General features: G+C 60.4%; 17 protein-coding genes. 16 read left to right on the forward strand and 1 reads right to left on the reverse strand.

Annotation, left to right across the window (positions count from 1 at the left end; genetic code table 11):
• Nucleotides 1–21: 21 nt before the first annotated feature.
• The 10 genes from F7P80_RS07655 to F7P80_RS07700 all read left to right on the forward strand — a co-directional run bounded on the left by F7P80_RS07655 (nucleotide 22) and on the right by F7P80_RS07700 (nucleotide 10841).
• The gene (locus tag F7P80_RS07655) at nucleotides 22–396 is read left to right on the forward strand and encodes a helix-turn-helix domain-containing protein (protein ID WP_249041413.1); all 375 of its coding nucleotides are present in this window, start codon (nucleotides 22–24) and stop codon (nucleotides 394–396) included.
• Complete coding sequence (locus F7P80_RS07660) at nucleotides 393–1616, forward strand: type II toxin-antitoxin system HipA family toxin (protein ID WP_151043769.1); 1224 nt, start codon at nucleotides 393–395, stop codon at nucleotides 1614–1616. Before F7P80_RS07655 ends, F7P80_RS07660 begins: the two co-directional genes overlap by 4 nt.
• Nucleotides 1617–1773: 157 nt before the next feature.
• Entirely contained in the window at nucleotides 1774–2700 is a 927-nt protein-coding gene (locus F7P80_RS07665) for an NUDIX hydrolase (protein WP_151043771.1), read from the forward strand.
• A gap of 85 nt (nucleotides 2701–2785) precedes the next feature.
• Nucleotides 2786–3652: a carboxylating nicotinate-nucleotide diphosphorylase gene (gene nadC, locus F7P80_RS07670; protein WP_151043773.1), complete on the forward strand. Its 867-nt coding sequence runs from the start codon at nucleotides 2786–2788 to the stop codon at nucleotides 3650–3652.
• Between the two features lies 1 nt (nucleotide 3653).
• On the forward strand, nucleotides 3654–4640 hold the full coding sequence (locus F7P80_RS07675) for a tripartite tricarboxylate transporter substrate binding protein (RefSeq protein WP_054067588.1): 987 nt from the start codon (nucleotides 3654–3656) through the stop codon (nucleotides 4638–4640).
• Nucleotides 4641–4975: 335 nt separating this feature from the next.
• Nucleotides 4976–5323: a hypothetical protein gene (locus tag F7P80_RS07680; protein ID WP_058880075.1), complete on the forward strand. Its 348-nt coding sequence runs from the start codon at nucleotides 4976–4978 to the stop codon at nucleotides 5321–5323.
• A 152-nt stretch (nucleotides 5324–5475) separates the two neighbouring features.
• Nucleotides 5476–8214, forward strand: a complete 2739-nt coding sequence (mgtA, locus tag F7P80_RS07685; RefSeq protein WP_151043775.1) for a magnesium-translocating P-type ATPase — start codon at nucleotides 5476–5478, stop codon at nucleotides 8212–8214.
• Between the two features lie 93 nt (nucleotides 8215–8307).
• Entirely contained in the window at nucleotides 8308–9048 is a 741-nt protein-coding gene (locus F7P80_RS07690; RefSeq protein ID WP_417034257.1) for an MgtC/SapB family protein, read from the forward strand.
• 10 nt (nucleotides 9049–9058) lie between these two features.
• Nucleotides 9059–10183 (forward strand): sensor histidine kinase, encoded by a 1125-nt coding sequence (locus F7P80_RS07695; protein ID WP_151043777.1) that lies wholly within the window; start codon nucleotides 9059–9061, stop codon nucleotides 10181–10183.
• Nucleotides 10161–10841 carry a response regulator transcription factor gene (locus tag F7P80_RS07700; protein WP_151043779.1) on the forward strand — a complete coding sequence of 227 codons (681 nt, stop codon included), beginning with the start codon at nucleotides 10161–10163 and terminating at the stop codon, nucleotides 10839–10841. The genes F7P80_RS07695 and F7P80_RS07700 overlap by 23 nt, the downstream gene beginning before the upstream one ends.
• Here the strand turns inward: F7P80_RS07700 and F7P80_RS07705 are convergent.
• Nucleotides 10834–11358, reverse strand: a complete 525-nt coding sequence (locus tag F7P80_RS07705; protein ID WP_211372004.1) for a YqaA family protein — start codon at nucleotides 11356–11358, stop codon at nucleotides 10834–10836. The two genes, F7P80_RS07700 and F7P80_RS07705, sit on opposite strands and share 8 nt — an antisense overlap.
• A 102-nt stretch (nucleotides 11359–11460) precedes the next feature.
• Between F7P80_RS07705 and F7P80_RS07710 the strand changes: the two genes are divergently transcribed.
• The 6 genes from F7P80_RS07710 to F7P80_RS07735 all read left to right on the forward strand — a co-directional run bounded on the left by F7P80_RS07710 (nucleotide 11461) and on the right by F7P80_RS07735 (nucleotide 17539).
• Nucleotides 11461–11967 carry a M15 family metallopeptidase domain-containing protein gene (locus F7P80_RS07710; RefSeq protein ID WP_151043781.1) on the forward strand — a complete coding sequence of 169 codons (507 nt, stop codon included), beginning with the start codon at nucleotides 11461–11463 and terminating at the stop codon, nucleotides 11965–11967.
• A gap of 137 nt (nucleotides 11968–12104) precedes the next feature.
• Nucleotides 12105–13157, forward strand: a complete 1053-nt coding sequence (gene dusB, locus F7P80_RS07715; protein WP_151043783.1) for a tRNA dihydrouridine synthase DusB — start codon at nucleotides 12105–12107, stop codon at nucleotides 13155–13157.
• A complete protein-coding gene (locus tag F7P80_RS07720; RefSeq protein ID WP_054067554.1) occupies nucleotides 13154–13405 on the forward strand; it encodes a Fis family transcriptional regulator in 252 nt (83 codons plus the stop codon). The genes dusB and F7P80_RS07720 overlap by 4 nt, the downstream gene beginning before the upstream one ends.
• A gap of 84 nt (nucleotides 13406–13489) precedes the next feature.
• The gene (gene purH, locus F7P80_RS07725; protein ID WP_077345139.1) at nucleotides 13490–15076 is read left to right on the forward strand and encodes a bifunctional phosphoribosylaminoimidazolecarboxamide formyltransferase/IMP cyclohydrolase; all 1587 of its coding nucleotides are present in this window, start codon (nucleotides 13490–13492) and stop codon (nucleotides 15074–15076) included.
• Between the two features lie 235 nt (nucleotides 15077–15311).
• Nucleotides 15312–15761, forward strand: coding sequence for a c-type cytochrome (locus F7P80_RS07730; RefSeq protein WP_151043785.1), 450 nt, complete (start codon nucleotides 15312–15314; stop codon nucleotides 15759–15761).
• 302 nt (nucleotides 15762–16063) lie between these two features.
• Complete coding sequence (locus tag F7P80_RS07735; protein WP_151043787.1) at nucleotides 16064–17539, forward strand: APC family permease; 1476 nt, start codon at nucleotides 16064–16066, stop codon at nucleotides 17537–17539.
• Nucleotides 17540–17671: the final 132 nt, after the last annotated feature.

Raw genomic sequence — 17671 nt, forward strand, 5'->3', positions numbered from 1 at the left:
TATCGCGGCCATGTGCTTTTAATGGCAAATAAAGTTCACTATAATGGAACTTATGAAATTTATTTGGCGTTAAGGGTCATAAAAGTGGCTTTTAATCTATCGACTTCCGCTGAAATCCTGCACGCGCTGGGTGTTCGTCTGCGCGAGCAGCGCCTTGCCCAATCGCTCACGCAGCGTGAACTGGCGCAAATGGCCGGACTGTCCCTGGGGGCGTTGCGCAAACTCGAAAGCGACGGCCAGTGCTCGCTGGAAACGCTGGTCCGCGTCGCGCAGGCGCTTGGCTTGCAGGAGGCGCTGGACGATCTCTTCGTGCTCAAACGGCAATCCATCGCCCAGATGGAACAAGTAGACCTTGTCAGCCGCCGCCAGCGTGCGCCGCGCAAGAGAACATCATGAAGCTGCTTACCGTGCATTATTGCGGCTGGGGAGAAGACTGGCCGTTGGGACGCCTGGCCGATGACGGTCAATCCCTGCTCTTCGAATATTCTCCCGAAGCCCTGTCTCAGGGCTTGGAACTGTCGCCCTTGCACCTCAAGCTGCGTGCGGATGCCTACGGAAGTTTTCCGACCCATTTGCATCGCCTTCCGGGCCTGATCGCCGACAGTCTGCCTGACGGCTGGGGTTTGCTGCTGATGGATCGCCTGTTCCGTCAACACGGCTTGCGTCATCCCGGGCCGCTCGACCGGCTGGCCTTCATTGGTGAGCGCGCCATGGGCGCGTTACGCTTCGTTCCGGCAAGCGACGCCGGCGCCCGGGAGCCCGACTGGTCCTTGCTGGCGCTGGCCGAACAAAGCCGTCTCGCGCTCGCGGGCGAGGCGGGGGCAGCCCTGCGCGAGCTTGCGCTCACCGGCGGCTCGCCGCAAGGGGCTCGCCCCAAGGCCTTGGTGCAGTACGACGCAGCGACCGGACAAGTCAGCACCCGTCCGGATGCGCCCGGCAGCCCCTGGCTGGTCAAGTTCCCGGCGCAGAACGAACACAAGGAGGTCTGCGTCATCGAGCAGCTCTATGCCGAGTTGGCTCGGGATTGCGGACTGGAAGTGCCCGAAAGTCGCTGGTTCGACCTTGGCCCTGAACTGGCCGCCTTTGGCGTCGCGCGCTTCGACCGGGAAGGTGGGCAACGTGTCCCGGTGCATAGTCTGGCTGGATTGTTGCAGGTGGATTTTCGCCTGCCCGGTGCCACCGACTACACCGCCTTCCTGCGGGCTACCCGTTTCCTGACGCGCGACGAGCGCGAAGTGGAGAAGGCCTACGCGCGAGCCGTCTTCAATGTGCTCTTCCACAACCGGGACGACCATCCCAAGAACTTCGCCTGGCGTCTCGGGCCTGACCGGCGCTGGCGTCTGGCTCCGGCATTCGACCTGACCTTCAGCGAAGGCCCGATGGGCCAGCATCACCTGGACGTTTGCGGCGAAGGTGCTGCCATCGAACGCCGGCATTTATTGCGTCTGGCGGAGGAAGGTGGCGTCCCAAGGAAACGGGCGGAAGAGGTCATCGAACGGATGTTGCTGCAGGCAAGCTCATTGGGTGAACGGTTGGAGCGTGCGCCGATCAGGCAGATGCTGGCGCAACAGATAAAATCCACCATTGATGCCTGCCGCTGGCGTCTGAAAAGCTGAATCCGAGCCGGCGCAGCGGCGACAGATCACGGTTGAACGTACTCAATGCTGAGTTTCTTGAGTACAAACATGAGTATGTTTTTTAATGGAGCAGCATGGTGAACTGTTTATTCAACGACTTGCAGTCACATTCGCTGTTCAACGTTTAACGTCTCAATTGAACGCCACTCCTACCCAGGCTTTGCATGCTGAACTGGTGGCCGTCCTTGTGGCGGTCAGCCAGGGCGCACCCCGTGTGCTGACGACGCAATGCGGGCAGGCGCTGCCAGCGGGCCCGTTCCAGATGGTGCACCGCTCGCTGCAGGCGGGCCTGCGTGCCTGGGTGGAAAGCCAGACCCAGCACTCGCTGGGCTATGTGGAGCAGCTCTATACCTTTGCCGACCGCGAGCGTGAAGAGGCTGCCCATGTGCTGTCCATCAGCTATCTGGGTTTGACCTGTGAGCCGGAACAAAGCCCGCAGGGCGCGACCAGCTGGCAGGACTGGTATAGCTTTTTTCCCTGGGAAGACTGGCGACAAGGTGCACCTGCAGTACTGCAAAGCTGCATATTGCCGCACCTGCAGGCGTGGGTGGATGAAGCACAAAATCAGGCTCTAAGGCAGACCAGGCAAGCGCGAGTAGCTATTAATTTTGGAATTAATGGCCAGGCCTGGAATGAAGAGCTGGTGCTGCAGCGCTATGAGCTGCTGTTTGAAGCAGGCTTGATTGAAGAAGCGGCACGCCGTGGCTTGCCCATGCGTGGTCAGGTGCCGGGCAAGGCCATGGCGCATGACCATCGCCGTATTCTGGCGACGGGCATGGCACGGCTGCGCGCCAAGATCAAATACCGTCCCGTGGTGTTTGAGCTGATGCCGCCGGAGTTCACCTTGCTGCAGCTGCAGCAGACGGTGGAGGCGCTGGCAGGCCGTGGCCTGCACAAGCAGAACTTCCGCCGCCTGATTGAGCAGCAGGCGCTGGTGGAAGAAACCGGGCAGATGGCGGCGGGCAGTGCAGGTCGGCCTGCCAAGCTGTTTCGCTTTCGCAGCGATGTGCTGCAGGAGCGTGCCACGGCTGGCACCAAGCTGCCGCTGGCGCGTGGTGCTTGACAAAAGCTTGTGCTCAAAATTAGCATAACTAGGCATGCTGCTTCATCTGCAGCATGTCTATTTTTTTGTCTGATAAATACTCAAAATGAGCATTAATAACCACCGTTTGCCTGTACCTGCGCTGCCCGATGTGATGCTGCAGCCGCTGGTACAGATGGCCTTGCTGGAAGACCTGGGCCGGGCAGGAGACTTGACGACGGACACCATCGTGCCTGCCGATGCGCAGGCCCAGCTGCGTCTGGTGGCACGCCAGGAAGGTGTGCTGGCCGGGCTGGATATGGCACGGCTGGCCTTTCAGGCGCTGGATCCGCAGGCACGCTTTGAAGTGCTGCTGTGTGATGGCGCGGATTTGCAGCCCGGTGCCGAGATTGCCCGCGTCAGTGGCAGTGCGCGCGCCATGCTGTCTGCCGAGCGTGTGGCGCTGAACTATCTGTGCCACCTGAGTGGCGTGGCGACGGCTACGGCCTCCATTGCCCGTGCGATTGCACCGTACGGCGCGCGCGTGACCTGCACACGCAAGACCATGCCCGGTCTGCGTGTGGTGCAGAAGTACGCCGTGCGCGTGGGCGGTGGCAGCAACCACCGCTTTGGTCTGGATGATGCTGTGCTCATCAAGGACAACCATATCGCGCTGGCCGGTGGCGTAGAGCAGGCCGTGCTGCGTGCACGGGCCGGCGTGGGGCATATGGTCAAGATCGAACTGGAGGTGGATACCCTGCAGCAGCTGGAAGTGGCGCTGCAGCTGGGTGTGGATGTAGTTCTGCTGGACAACATGAGCCTGGATGATTTGCGCACGGCTGTCGCCATGTGCAAGGGCCGTGCGATTACTGAGGCGTCCGGCCGTATCACACCAGAAACTGCACCCGCCGTGGCGGCGACGGGCGTGGACCAGATTGCCGTGGGCTGGTTGACGCACAGCGCCCGTGTACTCGACATCGGCTTGGATGCCTGACATGCGTCGCCTTATTCAACGTGCATGCGCTGTGGCGCTGCTTCTGGGGCTGGCAGCCTGTGGTAACCAGAAAGCAGGGGAGGGGCTGCAGACCTTCCAGCCCCAGCAGCCGCTGACCATTGTGGTGACTTTCCCGCCCGGTGGCGGCACAGACTGGCTGGCGCGCAAGCTTGGGGCTGAATTACAGCAGCAGCTGGGCGTGCCCGTGGTGGTGGACAACAAGCCCGGCGCCAGCGGCAATATTGGCGCTAAGATTGTGGCCGATGCCAAGCCGGACGGGCATACGCTGCTCATGGTCAACAGTTCGTTTGCCATCAACCCAGGGGTGTTCAGCAAGCTGGAGTTTGACCCGCGCAAGGACTTTGCAGGGGTGATGAATGTGGGCTTTGTGCCTTCGGTCATCGTCGTGCCTGCAGATTCAGCTTGGCAGAACCTTGCACAGGTACTGGCCGCTGCACAGCAGCAGGAGCCTGTGCCATTTGCCTCCTGCGGCAATGGAACGCCTCAGCATCTGGCCGGGGAAATGCTGGCCCAAGCGCGTCAGGTACCGCTGCAGCAGGTGCCTTACAAGGGCTGCGGCCCGGCGCTGGCGGCTGTGGCAGGCAGCCAGGTGCCCATGGCGATTATTACGGCCAGCAGCGCCGCGCCACTGGTGCAGTCTGGCAAGCTGCGCGCACTGGCGGTCACTTCGCCGCAGCGCTCACCCTTGCTGCCGGGGGTGGCCACAGTGGCGGAGCAGGGTGTGCCTGACTTTGCCGTCGACCAGTGGCATGGCCTGCTGGCACCTGTTGCAACGCCTGCCGCCACAGTGCAGCAGCTCAATCGTGCGCTGCGTGAGGTGCTGCGCAAGCCCGAGGTCGCACAGGCGATTGCGGCCCAGGGCTTTGCCATGGATGGTGGCAGTGCCGAGGATTTTCAACGCATGGTGCTCTCAGATATAGAGCGCTATGCGCAGGTGACACAAGCCATAGGGCTGAAAATTGATTAAAAGCTGCCCCAAGGGCTGCACGCAAAACGGCATCTTTGGATGCCGTTTTTTGTATCTGGGTGGAGGTAGCGATATACCAAGGTATATCGCCACGCTACCAAGAGCATCTGGTCGTCGGCAGGCGTGGCAGTGACAATACATGCAAGCACAGCACAGGCATGGGCTGTGATGCTTTTTTATTCAAGGAGTACTGAGGCATGGATCTGGAACCTGACCCTGAAAGGCGCATAAGCGCCGCTTCGATTGACCGTTTACCGATTGCAAATGGCGGTTTGTCTAGGATCTGATTCCGTGTCTTGACATGGGGCCTGGGCACGCTGCCCTGGAGGATTCCCATGAACTACCACCCCCTCACCCGTTCTCTGCGCGCAGCCCTGATGGACCGCAATGTCTGCCAGGTGCGTGCCTTGCTGGCCACCCATGGTCTGGTGGCGTTTTGCAACGCCCTGTCCGGCTGCTCTCCCCGTGTGATTGCCGATGTGCTGAGTCTGCTCAATGACAGCAGCCGTGAGGCCGTACTGCGTCATCTGCACAGCGCACAGCGTGCAAGCCTGAAGCCGCTGGGCATTGCGCTGCAGGCAGAGCAGGCAGCAGTTGCTCCCCAGCCTGCTTCTACCGCCAGGCCTGCCGCGCGTCTGCCTCTGCCCTGGGGTGGCCGTCGCCTGTTTGGCATGGCTTTGTAAGCCTTGGCTTCAGCCATTCGCTTGCACTTCATTTGGCGTTCCAGCCTGTACGGCTGAACGCCCCTCCTGATCTGTACACCACCATTGCCTGATGGAGCGCCTCCATCCGGGAAGAGGTGTCTGTGCACGCCTTCCTCCGAGGAGATTGCACCGTGAAATTCATGACCACATGGTTTGGTAATTTTCTGCGCCGCAGGCGCAGCAAAGGGCTGTTTTCGCGCAGCGCGCTGCCAAGCTTTACGCGCCGTGCGGATGGCAAGTCCGACATGGCTTCTGCGCAGGTGTCCGAGCATGTGAGCTGTGCACTGTGGCGTGCGGCCTGTGATGATGTGCCTGCTACTTTGGTTCGCCTGCGTTCATCCGAGTCAGGCTTGACGCAGCAGGAGGCCGAAGAGCGCCTGGAGCGTCATGGTCCGAATGAGGTGGACCATGAAAAGCCACTGGCTTGGTGGCAGCACCTGTGGCAGTGCTACAGCAACCCTTTCAACATTCTGCTGACCGTGCTGGCACTGGTCTCGGCTGCGGCCGATGACATGGAAGCCACCGTCGTGATCGGCTGCATGGTGCTGCTGTCTACGGTGATTCGCTTTGTGCAGGAAGGGCGCTCACACCGCAGCGCCGAGCGCCTGAAGGCCATGGTCAGCAGCACGGCCGCCGTGCTGCGCGTGGCGCAGGAGGGCACTGCCGCGCAGCAGATGGAAGTGCCCATGCGCGAACTGGTGCCGGGGGACCACATCGTGCTTTCCGCCGGTGACATGGTGCCTGCTGACTGTCGCGTGATCAGTGCCAAGGATTTGTTTGTGGCGCAGGCTGCCATGACCGGCGAATCGCTGCCCGTGGAAAAGTTTGCGGACCGCCAGCATTCGTCCGAAGGCATTCTGGAGCAGAGCAACCTGCTGTTCATGGGGACGAACATCGTCTCCGGCGTGGCAACGGCAGTGGTGATTTCCACCGGCAATGACACGTACTTTGGCACGCTGGCGCAGCGCACCATGGCAGCTGACCGGGTGCAGACATCGTTCCAGCTGGGAGTGAATAGCGTCTCATGGCTGTTGATCCGCTTTGCGCTGGTCATGGTGCCCATCGTGCTGCTGCTCAATGGCTTTACCAAGGGTGACTGGCCAGAGGCTTTCCTGTTCGCGCTGTCGGTGGCTGTGGGGCTGACGCCCGAGATGCTGCCCATGATTGTGACGTCCACCCTGGCCAAGGGCGCGGTCGTGCTCTCGCGCCAGAAGGTCATCGTCAAGCGGCTCGATGCGATTCAGAACTTTGGTGCCATGGATGTGCTGTGCACCGACAAGACTGGCACCCTGACGCAGGACAAGATTGTGCTGGAGCGCCATACCGATGTGCTGGGTGAAGCCTCACAGGACACCCTGCGCCTGGCCTGGCTCAACAGTTACTACCAGACGGGGTTGAAGAACCTGCTGGACCGTGCGGTGATTGAGCACATGGAGGCGACTCCTCAGGACAACTGGCAGGAGCAGTGGCAGAAGGTGGACGAGATTCCCTTTGACTTTGTGCGCCGCCGCATGTCCGTGATTGTGCGCCCCGTAGACAGCGACGAGCATGTACTGGTCTGCAAGGGGGCGGTGGAAGAAATTCTCTCTGCCTGCAGCCATGTCAGTCTGGGCATGGAAACGCTGCCGCTGGCCGAGGCACAACTGGCACGCGTGCGCAGCGTGACGCAGGAGCTGAACAACCAGGGCCTGCGTGTGGTGGCTGTTGCCAGCAAACGCATCCAGCGCCCGCAAGGTGCGCAGGCCTTCCCTTATGGCGTGACTGATGAGGCGGACCTGGTGCTGGTGGGCTATATCGCTTTTCTGGATCCACCCAAGGAGTCGACCGCTCCTGCCATTGAAGCGCTCAAGGCCCATGGCGTGGCCGTCAAAGTGCTCACAGGAGACAACGAACTGGTGGCAGCGCGTGTGTGTGAGCAGGTGGGTATTGACCCTGGTACCCCGCTGACCGGTGCACAGATTGAACGCATGAGCGACAGCGCATTGGCTGAAGCTGCACAAAAGCACCGCCTGTTTGCAAGGCTGACGCCGCTGCACAAGGAACGCCTGGTGCATGCACTGCGCAGCAAAGGCCATGTGGTGGGCTTTATGGGCGACGGTATCAACGATGCGCCTGCGCTGCGTGCGGCCGATATCGGTATCAGCGTGGACAGTGCCGTGGATATCGCGAAGGAAGCGGCCGACATCATCCTGCTGGAAAAGAGCCTGCTGGTGCTGGAAGAGGGGGTGATGCAAGGGCGTCGCACCTTCAGCAATATGCTCAAGTACATCCGCATGACGGCCAGCTCCAACTTCGGCAATGTGTTTTCGGTGCTCGTGGCCTCGGCTTTCCTGCCCTTCCTGCCCATGCTGCCGCTGCAGCTCTTGGTGCAGAACCTGCTCTACGATATCTCGCAGATTGCCATTCCCTTTGACAAAGTGGATGACGAGCTGGTGCGCGAGCCACTGCGCTGGAACCCGCAGGATATTGGCCGCTTCATGCTGTTCTTTGGGCCGCTGAGTTCGATTTTCGACATTGCCACCTTTGCCATGATGTGGTTCATCTTCCAGGCGAATACCGATGCACAGGCACCGTTGTTCCAGTCCGGCTGGTTTGTGGTGGGGCTGCTGACCCAGACGCTGATCGTGCACATGATCCGCACGCCCAAGATTCCGTTCCTGGAAAGCCGCAGTTCCTGGGCGCTGATGGTAATGACCATCATCATCATGGCCATCGGTGTATGGCTGCCCATGGGGCCGCTGGCTGGCTACTTTGGTCTGGTGCCACTGCCCGGCGCGTACTGGCCGCTGCTGGTCGCCATTCTGGTGGGATATGCCGCGCTGACGACCTTTGTGAAGCGCTATTACATCCGCCGATTTGGCTGGCAGTAAAAGCTGATGCAGCAAGCCCCCGGGCTCAACCCCCGGGGCTTTTTCTGCTGTGGGCTTACGGCAGCTGTCATATGTTTGTGAAACACTCTCACCATGTCATCACACATGCTGCAATGGACGACGTTTGATCTGGCTGCCTGGCTTAGCACCCTGGGCAGTCTCAGTCTTGCCTTTGTGCTTGGTGCACTGGTGGGGCTGGAGCGTCAGGTGCGTCAACGTACGGCGGGGCTACGCACCAACACACTGGTGGCCGTGGGCGCTGCGGTATTTGTAGATCTGGCCGTGCGCTTTTACAGCATGCATGGAGGCTCACCCAGTCCCATGCAGGTGATTGCGTATGTGGTCTCAGGCATCGGCTTTCTGGGTGCAGGTGCCATCATGAAAGAGGGGGCCAATGTCTCGGGGCTGAACACGGCGGCCACACTGTGGTGCTCTGCAGCCGTGGGCTGCTGCGCCGGAGCGAAGATGCTGCCGGAAGCTGTGCTGGCCACCTTGTTTGTACTGGCTGCCAACACTTTGCTGCGCCCCGTGGTCAACCGTATCAACCGCCAGCCCATGGGCGAGCTGTTTACGGAGGCCACCTATTCCGTGCATGTGGTCTGTCAGCGTGCTTTGCAGGCGGACTTGCGGGAAAAAGCCGTGGAATGGCTGGATGCAGCGCATTACCCCGTGCGAGATATTGAGCAGCATGCAGCAGACCATGGCGAAGTAGAAATTGAGCTGACGCTGTATGCCACTGCCGTGCACGTGGCTGAGCTGGAAGGCATTGTGCAGCGGCTGGAGCAGGAAGCAGGTGTCAGCCAGGCGTACTGGCAGGCGCGGGCACAGGAATAGAGAGGGTGGAATGAGGGCCGTATCCGTATCGCATATGCGCCAAGGTGCGTTGCTGGCTTGCATCGGGCTGGCCATGCTGCTGATTGCCTGGTGGGACACCTATATGGAACAGGCCGTGGCGGCCGCCGTGCTTTACATCATGGTGATCTTGGTGGCGCTGCGCTGGCTGCCTGCACGCAGCGTGGTGACGGTGACGCTGGTTGCCGTGGTGCTGACGGTGCTCAGCTATGCGTGGAGTGCAGGTGTTGCCAGTGAGGCGGGCTGGCAGGTCACAGAGGCAGGATGGATCAATGCCTGCATCAGTGTGCTGGCAATTGTGATTACGGCCTATCTTGGGCTGCGCATGCAGCAGGCGCGGACGGCGGAGCATGCCGCCCGTGAGCGGCTCGGGCGGCTGACCCGCATGGGAAATCTGGGCGCTTTAGGTGCAGCGATTGCGCATGAGGTGAACCAGCCGCTGAGCGCGATTGTGACCAGCGGTAATGCCTGCCAGCGCTGGCTCAACCGGCAGCCCCCGCAGCTGGAGCGCGCACACCAGGCTTTGCAGCGCATGCTGGATCAGGCAGAGCGTGCCAGCAATGTGATCAACCGGGTGCGTGGTATGGCGCGTGGTGAGGCACCGAATCTGGAGGCGGTAGATCTGGATGCAGTGGTTCCGAAAATGCTGCCATTGATTCAGGCGCGTCTGGCAGAGCGGCACCTGCAGGTGCGCTGGACGCCTCCCGTGGCACTGCCGCATGTGTGGGCTGACAGCCTGCAGCTGCAGCAGGTGCTGGGCAATCTGCTGCTCAACGCTGCCGATGCGGTGGAAGAAGCGGTACACCATTGGACTGTGCCCAGCGATCCCATTGCCGTGCAGGTGTCTGCGGCGGTGCTGCCTGCACAGCAGGTCCAGCTGACGGTGCAGGACTGTGGCATAGGATTGCCAGCAGCCATCGCCGAGCATGTGTTTGATGCTTTCTGGAGCACAAAGCCTCAGGGCATGGGGCTGGGCCTGAGTCTGTGCCGCAGCATGGTGGAATCCATGGGGGGGCGCATCTGGGCTGAGCCTCGCAACGATGGCACCACTGGCGCCATGTTTTTCATCACTTTGCCCCTTGCAGATACAGAGCATGCCATTGCCCAATCTTTCTGAGATGCCTGCCACAGCCACGGTGTTTGTGGTGGATGACGATGCGAGCGTACGCGCAGCGCTGGAGGACTTGCTGGAGTCCGTAGGTCTGCAGGTGTATGGTTTTGGCACGACGGCAGCGTTTGTACAGCACTGGCAGACACAGCCGCCGCAGGGGGCGGCCTGTCTGGTGCTGGATATCCGCATGCCGCAGCAAAGCGGGCTGGATTTTCAGCGCAGCATGCAGCTGCTGGGCATTGGCTTGCCCGTGATCTTTATCACCGGCCATGGAGATGTACCCATGAGCGTGCAGGCCATGAAAAATGGTGCCATTGAGTTTCTGACCAAACCGTTTCGTGACCAGGATCTGCTGGATGCGATCCAGCAGGCTGTAGCCCTGGATGAGCAGCGCTGTGCACAGCAGCAGTCTGATCAGGCCTTGCTGGCGCAGTGGCAGACGCTCACGGCAGGAGAGCAGGCCGTGGTGCGTGGTGTGGTGGCCGGGCAGTTGAACAAGCAGATTGCCGCCGACCTGGGTGTGAGCGAGATCACGGTCAAGGTGCGGCGCGGCAATGCCATGCGCAAGCTGCAGCTGCGTTCGGTGGCAGATGTGGTGCGCCTGTGGGACCGGTTGCAGGCACTGCAGACGGATGCCGGCAGCTCGGGGTCAACAATCAGTTAGGCAGGGCCCAGAGAATGGCCGTAGTCATCACCAGGTAGCGCAGAAATTTGCCTATGGCCATATAGAAGACACAGGGCCAGAAAGGCAGGCGCAGCCAGCCGGCCACGGCGCACAGGGGATCCCCCACAACAGGCAGCCAACTCAGCAGACAGGTCTTGGCACCCCAGCGGCGCAGCCAGATGCGTGCGCGGCGTTCGGTGCGGGTCAATTCACGGGGAGGTTTGTGGTTGGCAGGAACAGGGTGGCCTTGCCGGCGATGCTGACGTGCCGCTTTCCAGGCCTTGTGAGCGCCAAGCCCCATGAACCAGCTGATGGCGCCTCCAATGGTGTTGCCGGCCGTGGCTGTAAAAATGGCAGGCCAGAACAGTTCAGGGTTGAGGTGCAGCAGGCCAACGACTGCAGGCTCCGAGCCCATGGGCAGCAAGGTGGCAGACACGAGTGCCACCAGAAACAGGGTACTCAGACCGTACTGAGGCAGGGCCAGTGCATTGAACAGCGCTTGAATCCAGACATCCATGCACGCAAGTGTAGAGGTTGTTTCGCAGCACGCGCTGTACGCCGACAGCGCATGAAAGTTTCTGGTTACAGACGGGTGCAGGCCAGCCTCTACACTGGCAGCATGATCATCAAGTCTTGGAAGCAGAGTGTCTGTATCGGTCTTGGCATGGCATGGGGACTGGCTGCTGCAGTGCATGCCGAAAGCAGCCCGTTGCCTGAAATGACAGAGGCTTCAGAGCGTGCTTTTGAATGTGAGTCTTTGCTGACGGTTTCGCATGCCCGAGGGAGCCTGCAGCTGCTCAAGGTCTGGCTGCATTCCCAGGGCATGCATCTGGTGTTGCAGGGCTGCCCTTTTGTGCGCGTGGCCGAGGCACAGATGGCGCAGGTGCTGGATATACGTGTCGAAGTGCTGGACAGCGAGATTGCTGCCCGCTATGTACGCGGCCCTCTGGCAGACGGCGAGCCCGTGGACATGGGGGATGTGCATCTGGGAGAGCCAGAGCCTGAGGATGACATCTCACCGGATGTCGCTTTCAACCGCCAGTGGCTGGCAGCCGTCATGCAGCGTTACGGCTGGCGGGTGGTGCCGGGACAATGGTGGGCCTTTGTGCCTGCAGCGTCTCGCTAGATTGCATAGGCGATGCTGTTTACCTGATGCTTTGCTAGTGTCTTTGTAGCGTGGCAATGTGCTCAAAAAATGGGCAGGTAGAATGCAGGCCCTTTCCTTCCTGACAGTTCCCTTTCTCCCCTTTGGGCTTGCCTTCCATGTCTGCGCTACGCATCGGTCAGCACACGCTGACTAACAACCTGTTTGTTGCTCCCATGGCGGGCGTAACGGACCGGCCATTTCGTCAGCTGTGCAAGGCCCTGGGGGCAGGCTATGCGGTCAGTGAGATGGTGACATCGCGCAAAGACCTGTGGAACAGCCTCAAGACCAGCCGCCGAGCCAACCACGCGGGTGAGCCTGGCCCGATTGCCGTGCAGATTGCAGGCACGGATGCGCCCATGATGGCCGAAGCCGCTGTCTACAACATCGAGCGCGGGGCGCAGATCATCGACATCAACATGGGCTGCCCGGCCAAGAAGGTGTGCAACAAATGGGCAGGTTCTGCCCTGATGCAAAACGAGCCCCTGGCCGTGGAAATTGCCCAGGCCGTGGTAGAGGCTGCACGCCCCTACAACGTGCCCGTGACCTTGAAGATGCGCACCGGCTGGTGCGATGCCGAGAAAAACGCCGTCAAGCTGGCGACCCAGTTTGAGGAGGTGGGCATCCAGATGCTGACGGTGCATGGACGCACCCGTGAGCAGGGGTACAAAGGCTTTGCGGAATACGACACCATCGCCGCCGTCAAGCAGGCCGTGCAAGTGCCGGTAGTGGCCAATGGCGACATCACCAGCCCCGAAAAGGCGCGCGATGTGCTGGCCTACACCGGTGCGGATGCCGTGATGATTGGCCGTGCGGCGCAGGGCCGCCCATGGATTTTTCGCGAGATTGGTCACTTTCTGGCAACGGGCGAGCACATGGCGCCACCGCTGGTGTCAGAACTCCGGCAGCTGCTGCTGGAGCATCTGCAGGATCACTACGGCCTGTACGGTGAACTGACCGGGGTGCGCAGCGCGCGCAAGCATATTGCGTGGTATGTGCGTGCCTTGCCAGGAGGGGAAGCATTTCGCAAATACATCAACACCATCGAAGACTGCCAAGCGCAGTGGCAGGCCGTGGCCGATTACCTGGACCAGTTAGGCCTGCAGATGGAACGTCTGCCATATGCAACGAATGGGGCAGACGAGCAAGCAATTGAGGAATTGGCTGCATGAGCACCCAAGTACAGAACGACAATCAGAATATTGAGGAATGCATTCGCGCAAGTCTGGAAAACTACTTCCGTGATCTGGGCGGTGAGACCCCCTGCAATATGTATGACATGTTGCTGCGGCTGGTGGAAAAGCCGCTGCTGGATGTGGTCATGCAACATGCAGCCAACAACCAGTCCAAGGCATCCCAGTGGCTGGGCTTGAACCGCAACACCTTGCGCAAGAAGCTGCTGGATCACGGCATGCTCTGAGCGCTGAGGTATTCCTCTTCTGATAGCTGTCAGCGCTTGCAGGGTAAGCGCTGAGTCACGATTTCATCATTATTGAGTTGCACCATGAAAGCACTGCTCTCCGTCTCCGATAAGACCGGTATTGTTGAATTTGCCCAAGCCCTGCACGCGATGGGTATTCAGCTGCTCTCTACCGGCGGTACTGCCAAATTGCTGGCTGACAAGGGGCTGCCTGTTACTGAAGTAGCAGAAGTCACCCAGTTCCCAGAGATGCTGGACGGCCGCGTCAAGACCCTGCACCCCAAGGTACACGGCGGTCTGCTGGCCCGCCGCGATCTGCCTGAGCACATGGCTGCGCTCAAGGAACATGGCATCGAGACCATCGACCTGCTGGTGGTGAACCTCTACCCCTTCGAAGCCACGGTGGCCAAGGAAGGCTGCACACTGGCCGACGCCATCGAGAACATCGACATTGGCGGCCCCGCCATGGTGCGCTCCGCTGCCAAGAACTGGAAGGATGTGGGCGTGGTCACGGCTGCTGACCAGTACGAGAAGGTGCTGGCCGAACTGAAGGCCAACGGCAAGCTGTCCAACAAGCTGCGCTTTGAGCTGTCTGTGGCAGCCTTCAACCGCATCAGCCAGTACGACGGCGCAATCAGCAACTACCTGTCGAGCGTGAAGTTCGAAGAAGAAAAGCTGAGCGAAGAGTACGTGCCCGCACGTGCCGAGTTCCCCGGCCAGTTCAACGAGCAGTATGTGAAGGTCCAGGACCTGCGCTACGGCGAAAACAGCCACCAGCAAGCTGCTTGGTACCGCGATCTGGCGCCTGCTGCCGGTTCGCTGGCCACCGGCGTGCAGCTGCAGGGCAAGGAACTGAGCTACAACAACATTGCTGACGCCGATGCTGCGTGGGAATGCGTCAAGAGCTTTGAAGTGCCTGCCTGCGTGATCATCAAGCACGCCAACCCCTGCGGTGTGGCCATTGGTGCCAACCCCTTCGAGGCTTACTCCAAGGCCTTCCAGACCGACCCCACCAGCGCGTTTGGCGGCATCATTGCCTTCAACCGCCCTGTGGACAAGGCCGCAGCCGAAGCCGTGTCCAAGCAGTTCGTGGAAGTGCTGATGGCCCCTGACTTCACCGCCGAAGCGCTGGAAATCTTCAAGGCCAAGGTCAATGTGCGTCTGATGAAGATTGCACTGCCTGAGAACTATGGCGCTGTGCGCAACGCGCTGGAAACCAAGCGTGTGGGTTCCGGTCTGCTGCTGCAGTCTGCCGACAACCACGAGCTGCAACTGGCCGATCTGAAGGTCGTGACCATCAAGCAGCCTACCCCTGAAGAGCTGAACGACCTGCTGTTTGCCTGGAAGGTCGCCAAGTTCGTCAAGTCCAACGCCATCGTATTCTGCAAGAACGGCATGACCATGGGCGTGGGTGCTGGGCAGATGTCGCGTCTGGACTCGGCTCGCATTGCCTCCATCAAGGCAGAAGCCGCCAAGCTGAGCCTGCAAAACACGGTCGTCGCGTCGGATGCCTTCTTCCCCTTCCGCGACGGTCTGGACGTGGTGGTCGATGCCGGCGCAACCTGCGTGGCGCAGCCTGGTGGTTCCATGCGTGACCAAGAAGTGATTGATGCGGCGAACGAGCGTGGTGTGGCGATGGTGTTTACTGGCGTCCGCCACTTCCGCCACTAATATTGAATTGCTGATCTAACCCTTGATACTTCGTTGGGCCAGCTCGCCGTAGCGCTGCTACTGTCTTCGCTGGCCCGCCTCGTCTCAACCGCCCATCTGACGATGGGCTGGGCTACCTCAGCAATTCAAGCGTACAGCGCAAAGCCACTGCCACCATCAGGTTGAGCAAGGCGGCGCACACTCGGCATGGTGGTTTCGGCTCCATGCCGTTTGTTTTAGGTGAAAGGATTTTTTCATGGAGGACTACGACGATGTTCCCGTGCAGCGTCCCAAGTGGATTGGCTGGGTCATCATCATTGGCATGATTCTGGTGGTGCTGGGCCTGCTCAATCTGGGCGTGCGCCTGTACATCGGCACACCTTCGGACCAGGCAGCGACCAAGGTCGTGGGTGATGTGGCGCAGCAGCGCCCAGAGCTGGTGCAGGGCAAGGCCTGGATTGATGGCAGTGACTGCATGCGCTGCCATGGTGTGGATCGCAAGTTTGTCGGCCCCGGCTTTATGCAGGTGGCCGAGCGCTATCGCGAGCAGCCTGAGGTACAGGCCTATCTGGCGCGCAAGATTCGTGAGGGCAGCGTGGGGGTCTGGGGTAATGTGATCATGCCGCGCCACCCGCAGGTGACGCAGGAGCAGTCCGAAGGCATGGCCGCCTGGATCCTGGCGCTGCCGTCTCCAAAAGCTGAATAAGCTTATGAGCTTTGCGTCTTATGGCCCGAAAGCCTGGCTCCAGGTTTTCGGGCTTTTTTGCGTCATATCCGCTCTGCATGCATGTAATAAGCGCTTTGAGGACTGCATGGGCAGGCATCCTGAGTGGGTGTGGGCGCTAACTCGATTGGTCGGCGGTTGCAGGCAGTGTGCGCAATAAACAAGCGTTGCCTCGGGTGTAAATGCAGGCTTTGTGCGCTTGATGCGGGTAATCCCTATGCTCTCTTTTTTGAATCAAAGATGGCTGTCTGCGCTGAACGCGAGGACAGTGAAAAAGGGTTTGCATGCAGTGGTTACGAACCAAATCCGTCGCACAGGCACTGGCTGATGCGGACGAGCCAGGGCGCCAGCTCAAGCGCACGCTGGGTACTTTCGACTTGATCATCATGGGCCTGGCCGTGGCCGTGGGCGCGGGCATTTTCTCGGTGGGCGCACGTGCGGCAGGCACGTTTGCCGGGCCAGCCGTGATCTTTTCTTTCATCATCGCGGCGTTTACCTGCGCGCTGGCCATCATGTGCTATGCGGAGTTTGCGTCCAAGGTGCCTGTCACTGGCAGTGCCTACACCTATACCTATCTGACGCTGGGCGAGGGCCTAGCCTGGATCATTGGCTGGAATCTGCTGCTGGAGATGATCTCGGCCGGTGCAGTGATTGCCAAATACTGGGGCATCTATCTGTCCACCGTGTTTGCCACGGCAGGCTGGGATATTCCCTCCACGCTGCAGCTGGGCAGCCTGACGCTGAACTGGGGCCCCTTCCTGATCGTGACCGTGTTCACGCTGCTGCTGATCAAGGGCACCAAGGAATCCGCGCGTGTGAACAACATCCTCACCATGGTGAAGATTGCCATCACCCTGTTTGTGATTGTGGTGGGCTTTACCTATATGGACACCAGCCACTTCACGCCCTTTATTCCTCCGGCACAGGCGCCTGTGATTGCGCATGGCGTGACGGGCGATGTCTGGGGCCAGCCCATGCTGGCCTGGCTGTTTGGCGCGCAACCCAGCCAGTATGGCTGGCTGGGCGTGATTTCGGGGGCTGCGCTGGTGTTCTTTGCCTTCCTGGGCTTTGACATCGTGGCCACTTCCGCCGAAGAAGTGAAAGACCCGCAGCGCACCCTGCCACGTGGCATTCTGGGTGGTCTGGCGCTGGTGACGGTGCTCTACATTCTGGTGACGCTGGCGCTGACTGGCATGGTGCATTACAGCGAGCTGGCCAAGGCCGAGAACCCATCGCTGGCTACCGCCTTCATCGCCGTGGGGGCTGACTGGGCCGCGCAGATCATCGCCATTGGCGTGCTGGCAGGCATGACCACCGTGGTCATGGTGCTGCTCATGGGCAGTGCCCGTGTGCTGCTGGCGCTGTGCCGTGACGGTCTGCTGCCCCGCAGCTGGGGCGTGACTTCCAAGGTCAACAAGACGCCGGTGCGCCTGCAGATTGCCGTGGGTATCGTGGTGGCGCTGCTGGCGGGCTTTACCAATGTGGAAGCGCTGGAAGAGATGATCAACATCGGTACGCTGTCGGCCTTTGTGCTGGTCAGTGTGGGCGTGCTGGTGCTGCGCAAGAAGAACCCCAATGCGGGTGGCTATCGCGTGCCATTGGGCCCGGTGCTGCCTGTGGTGTCGGCCGTGTTGTGCGTGTACCTGATGATGAACCTGACCATCCTGACCTGGGTGCGCTTTCTGGCCTGGATGGGGCTGGGTGTAGCCATCTACATTGGCTACGGCATGCGCCATTCGCGCCTGGCCAAAGGCGAGTGAACTTCAAAAATCAAAGCGCTTTGCGCTTGATTTATAAGGATTTCAAAGTAAAAACTATCTGAAACCTTTGATTTTCAAGCGCTGGCAGCTATCAAAAAAGCCCTGCAGACATTGCCGCCTGCAGGGCTTTCT

It is taken from the genome of Comamonas kerstersii, from assembly GCF_008801935.1.
Classification (GTDB): domain Bacteria; phylum Pseudomonadota; class Gammaproteobacteria; order Burkholderiales; family Burkholderiaceae_C; genus Comamonas; species Comamonas kerstersii.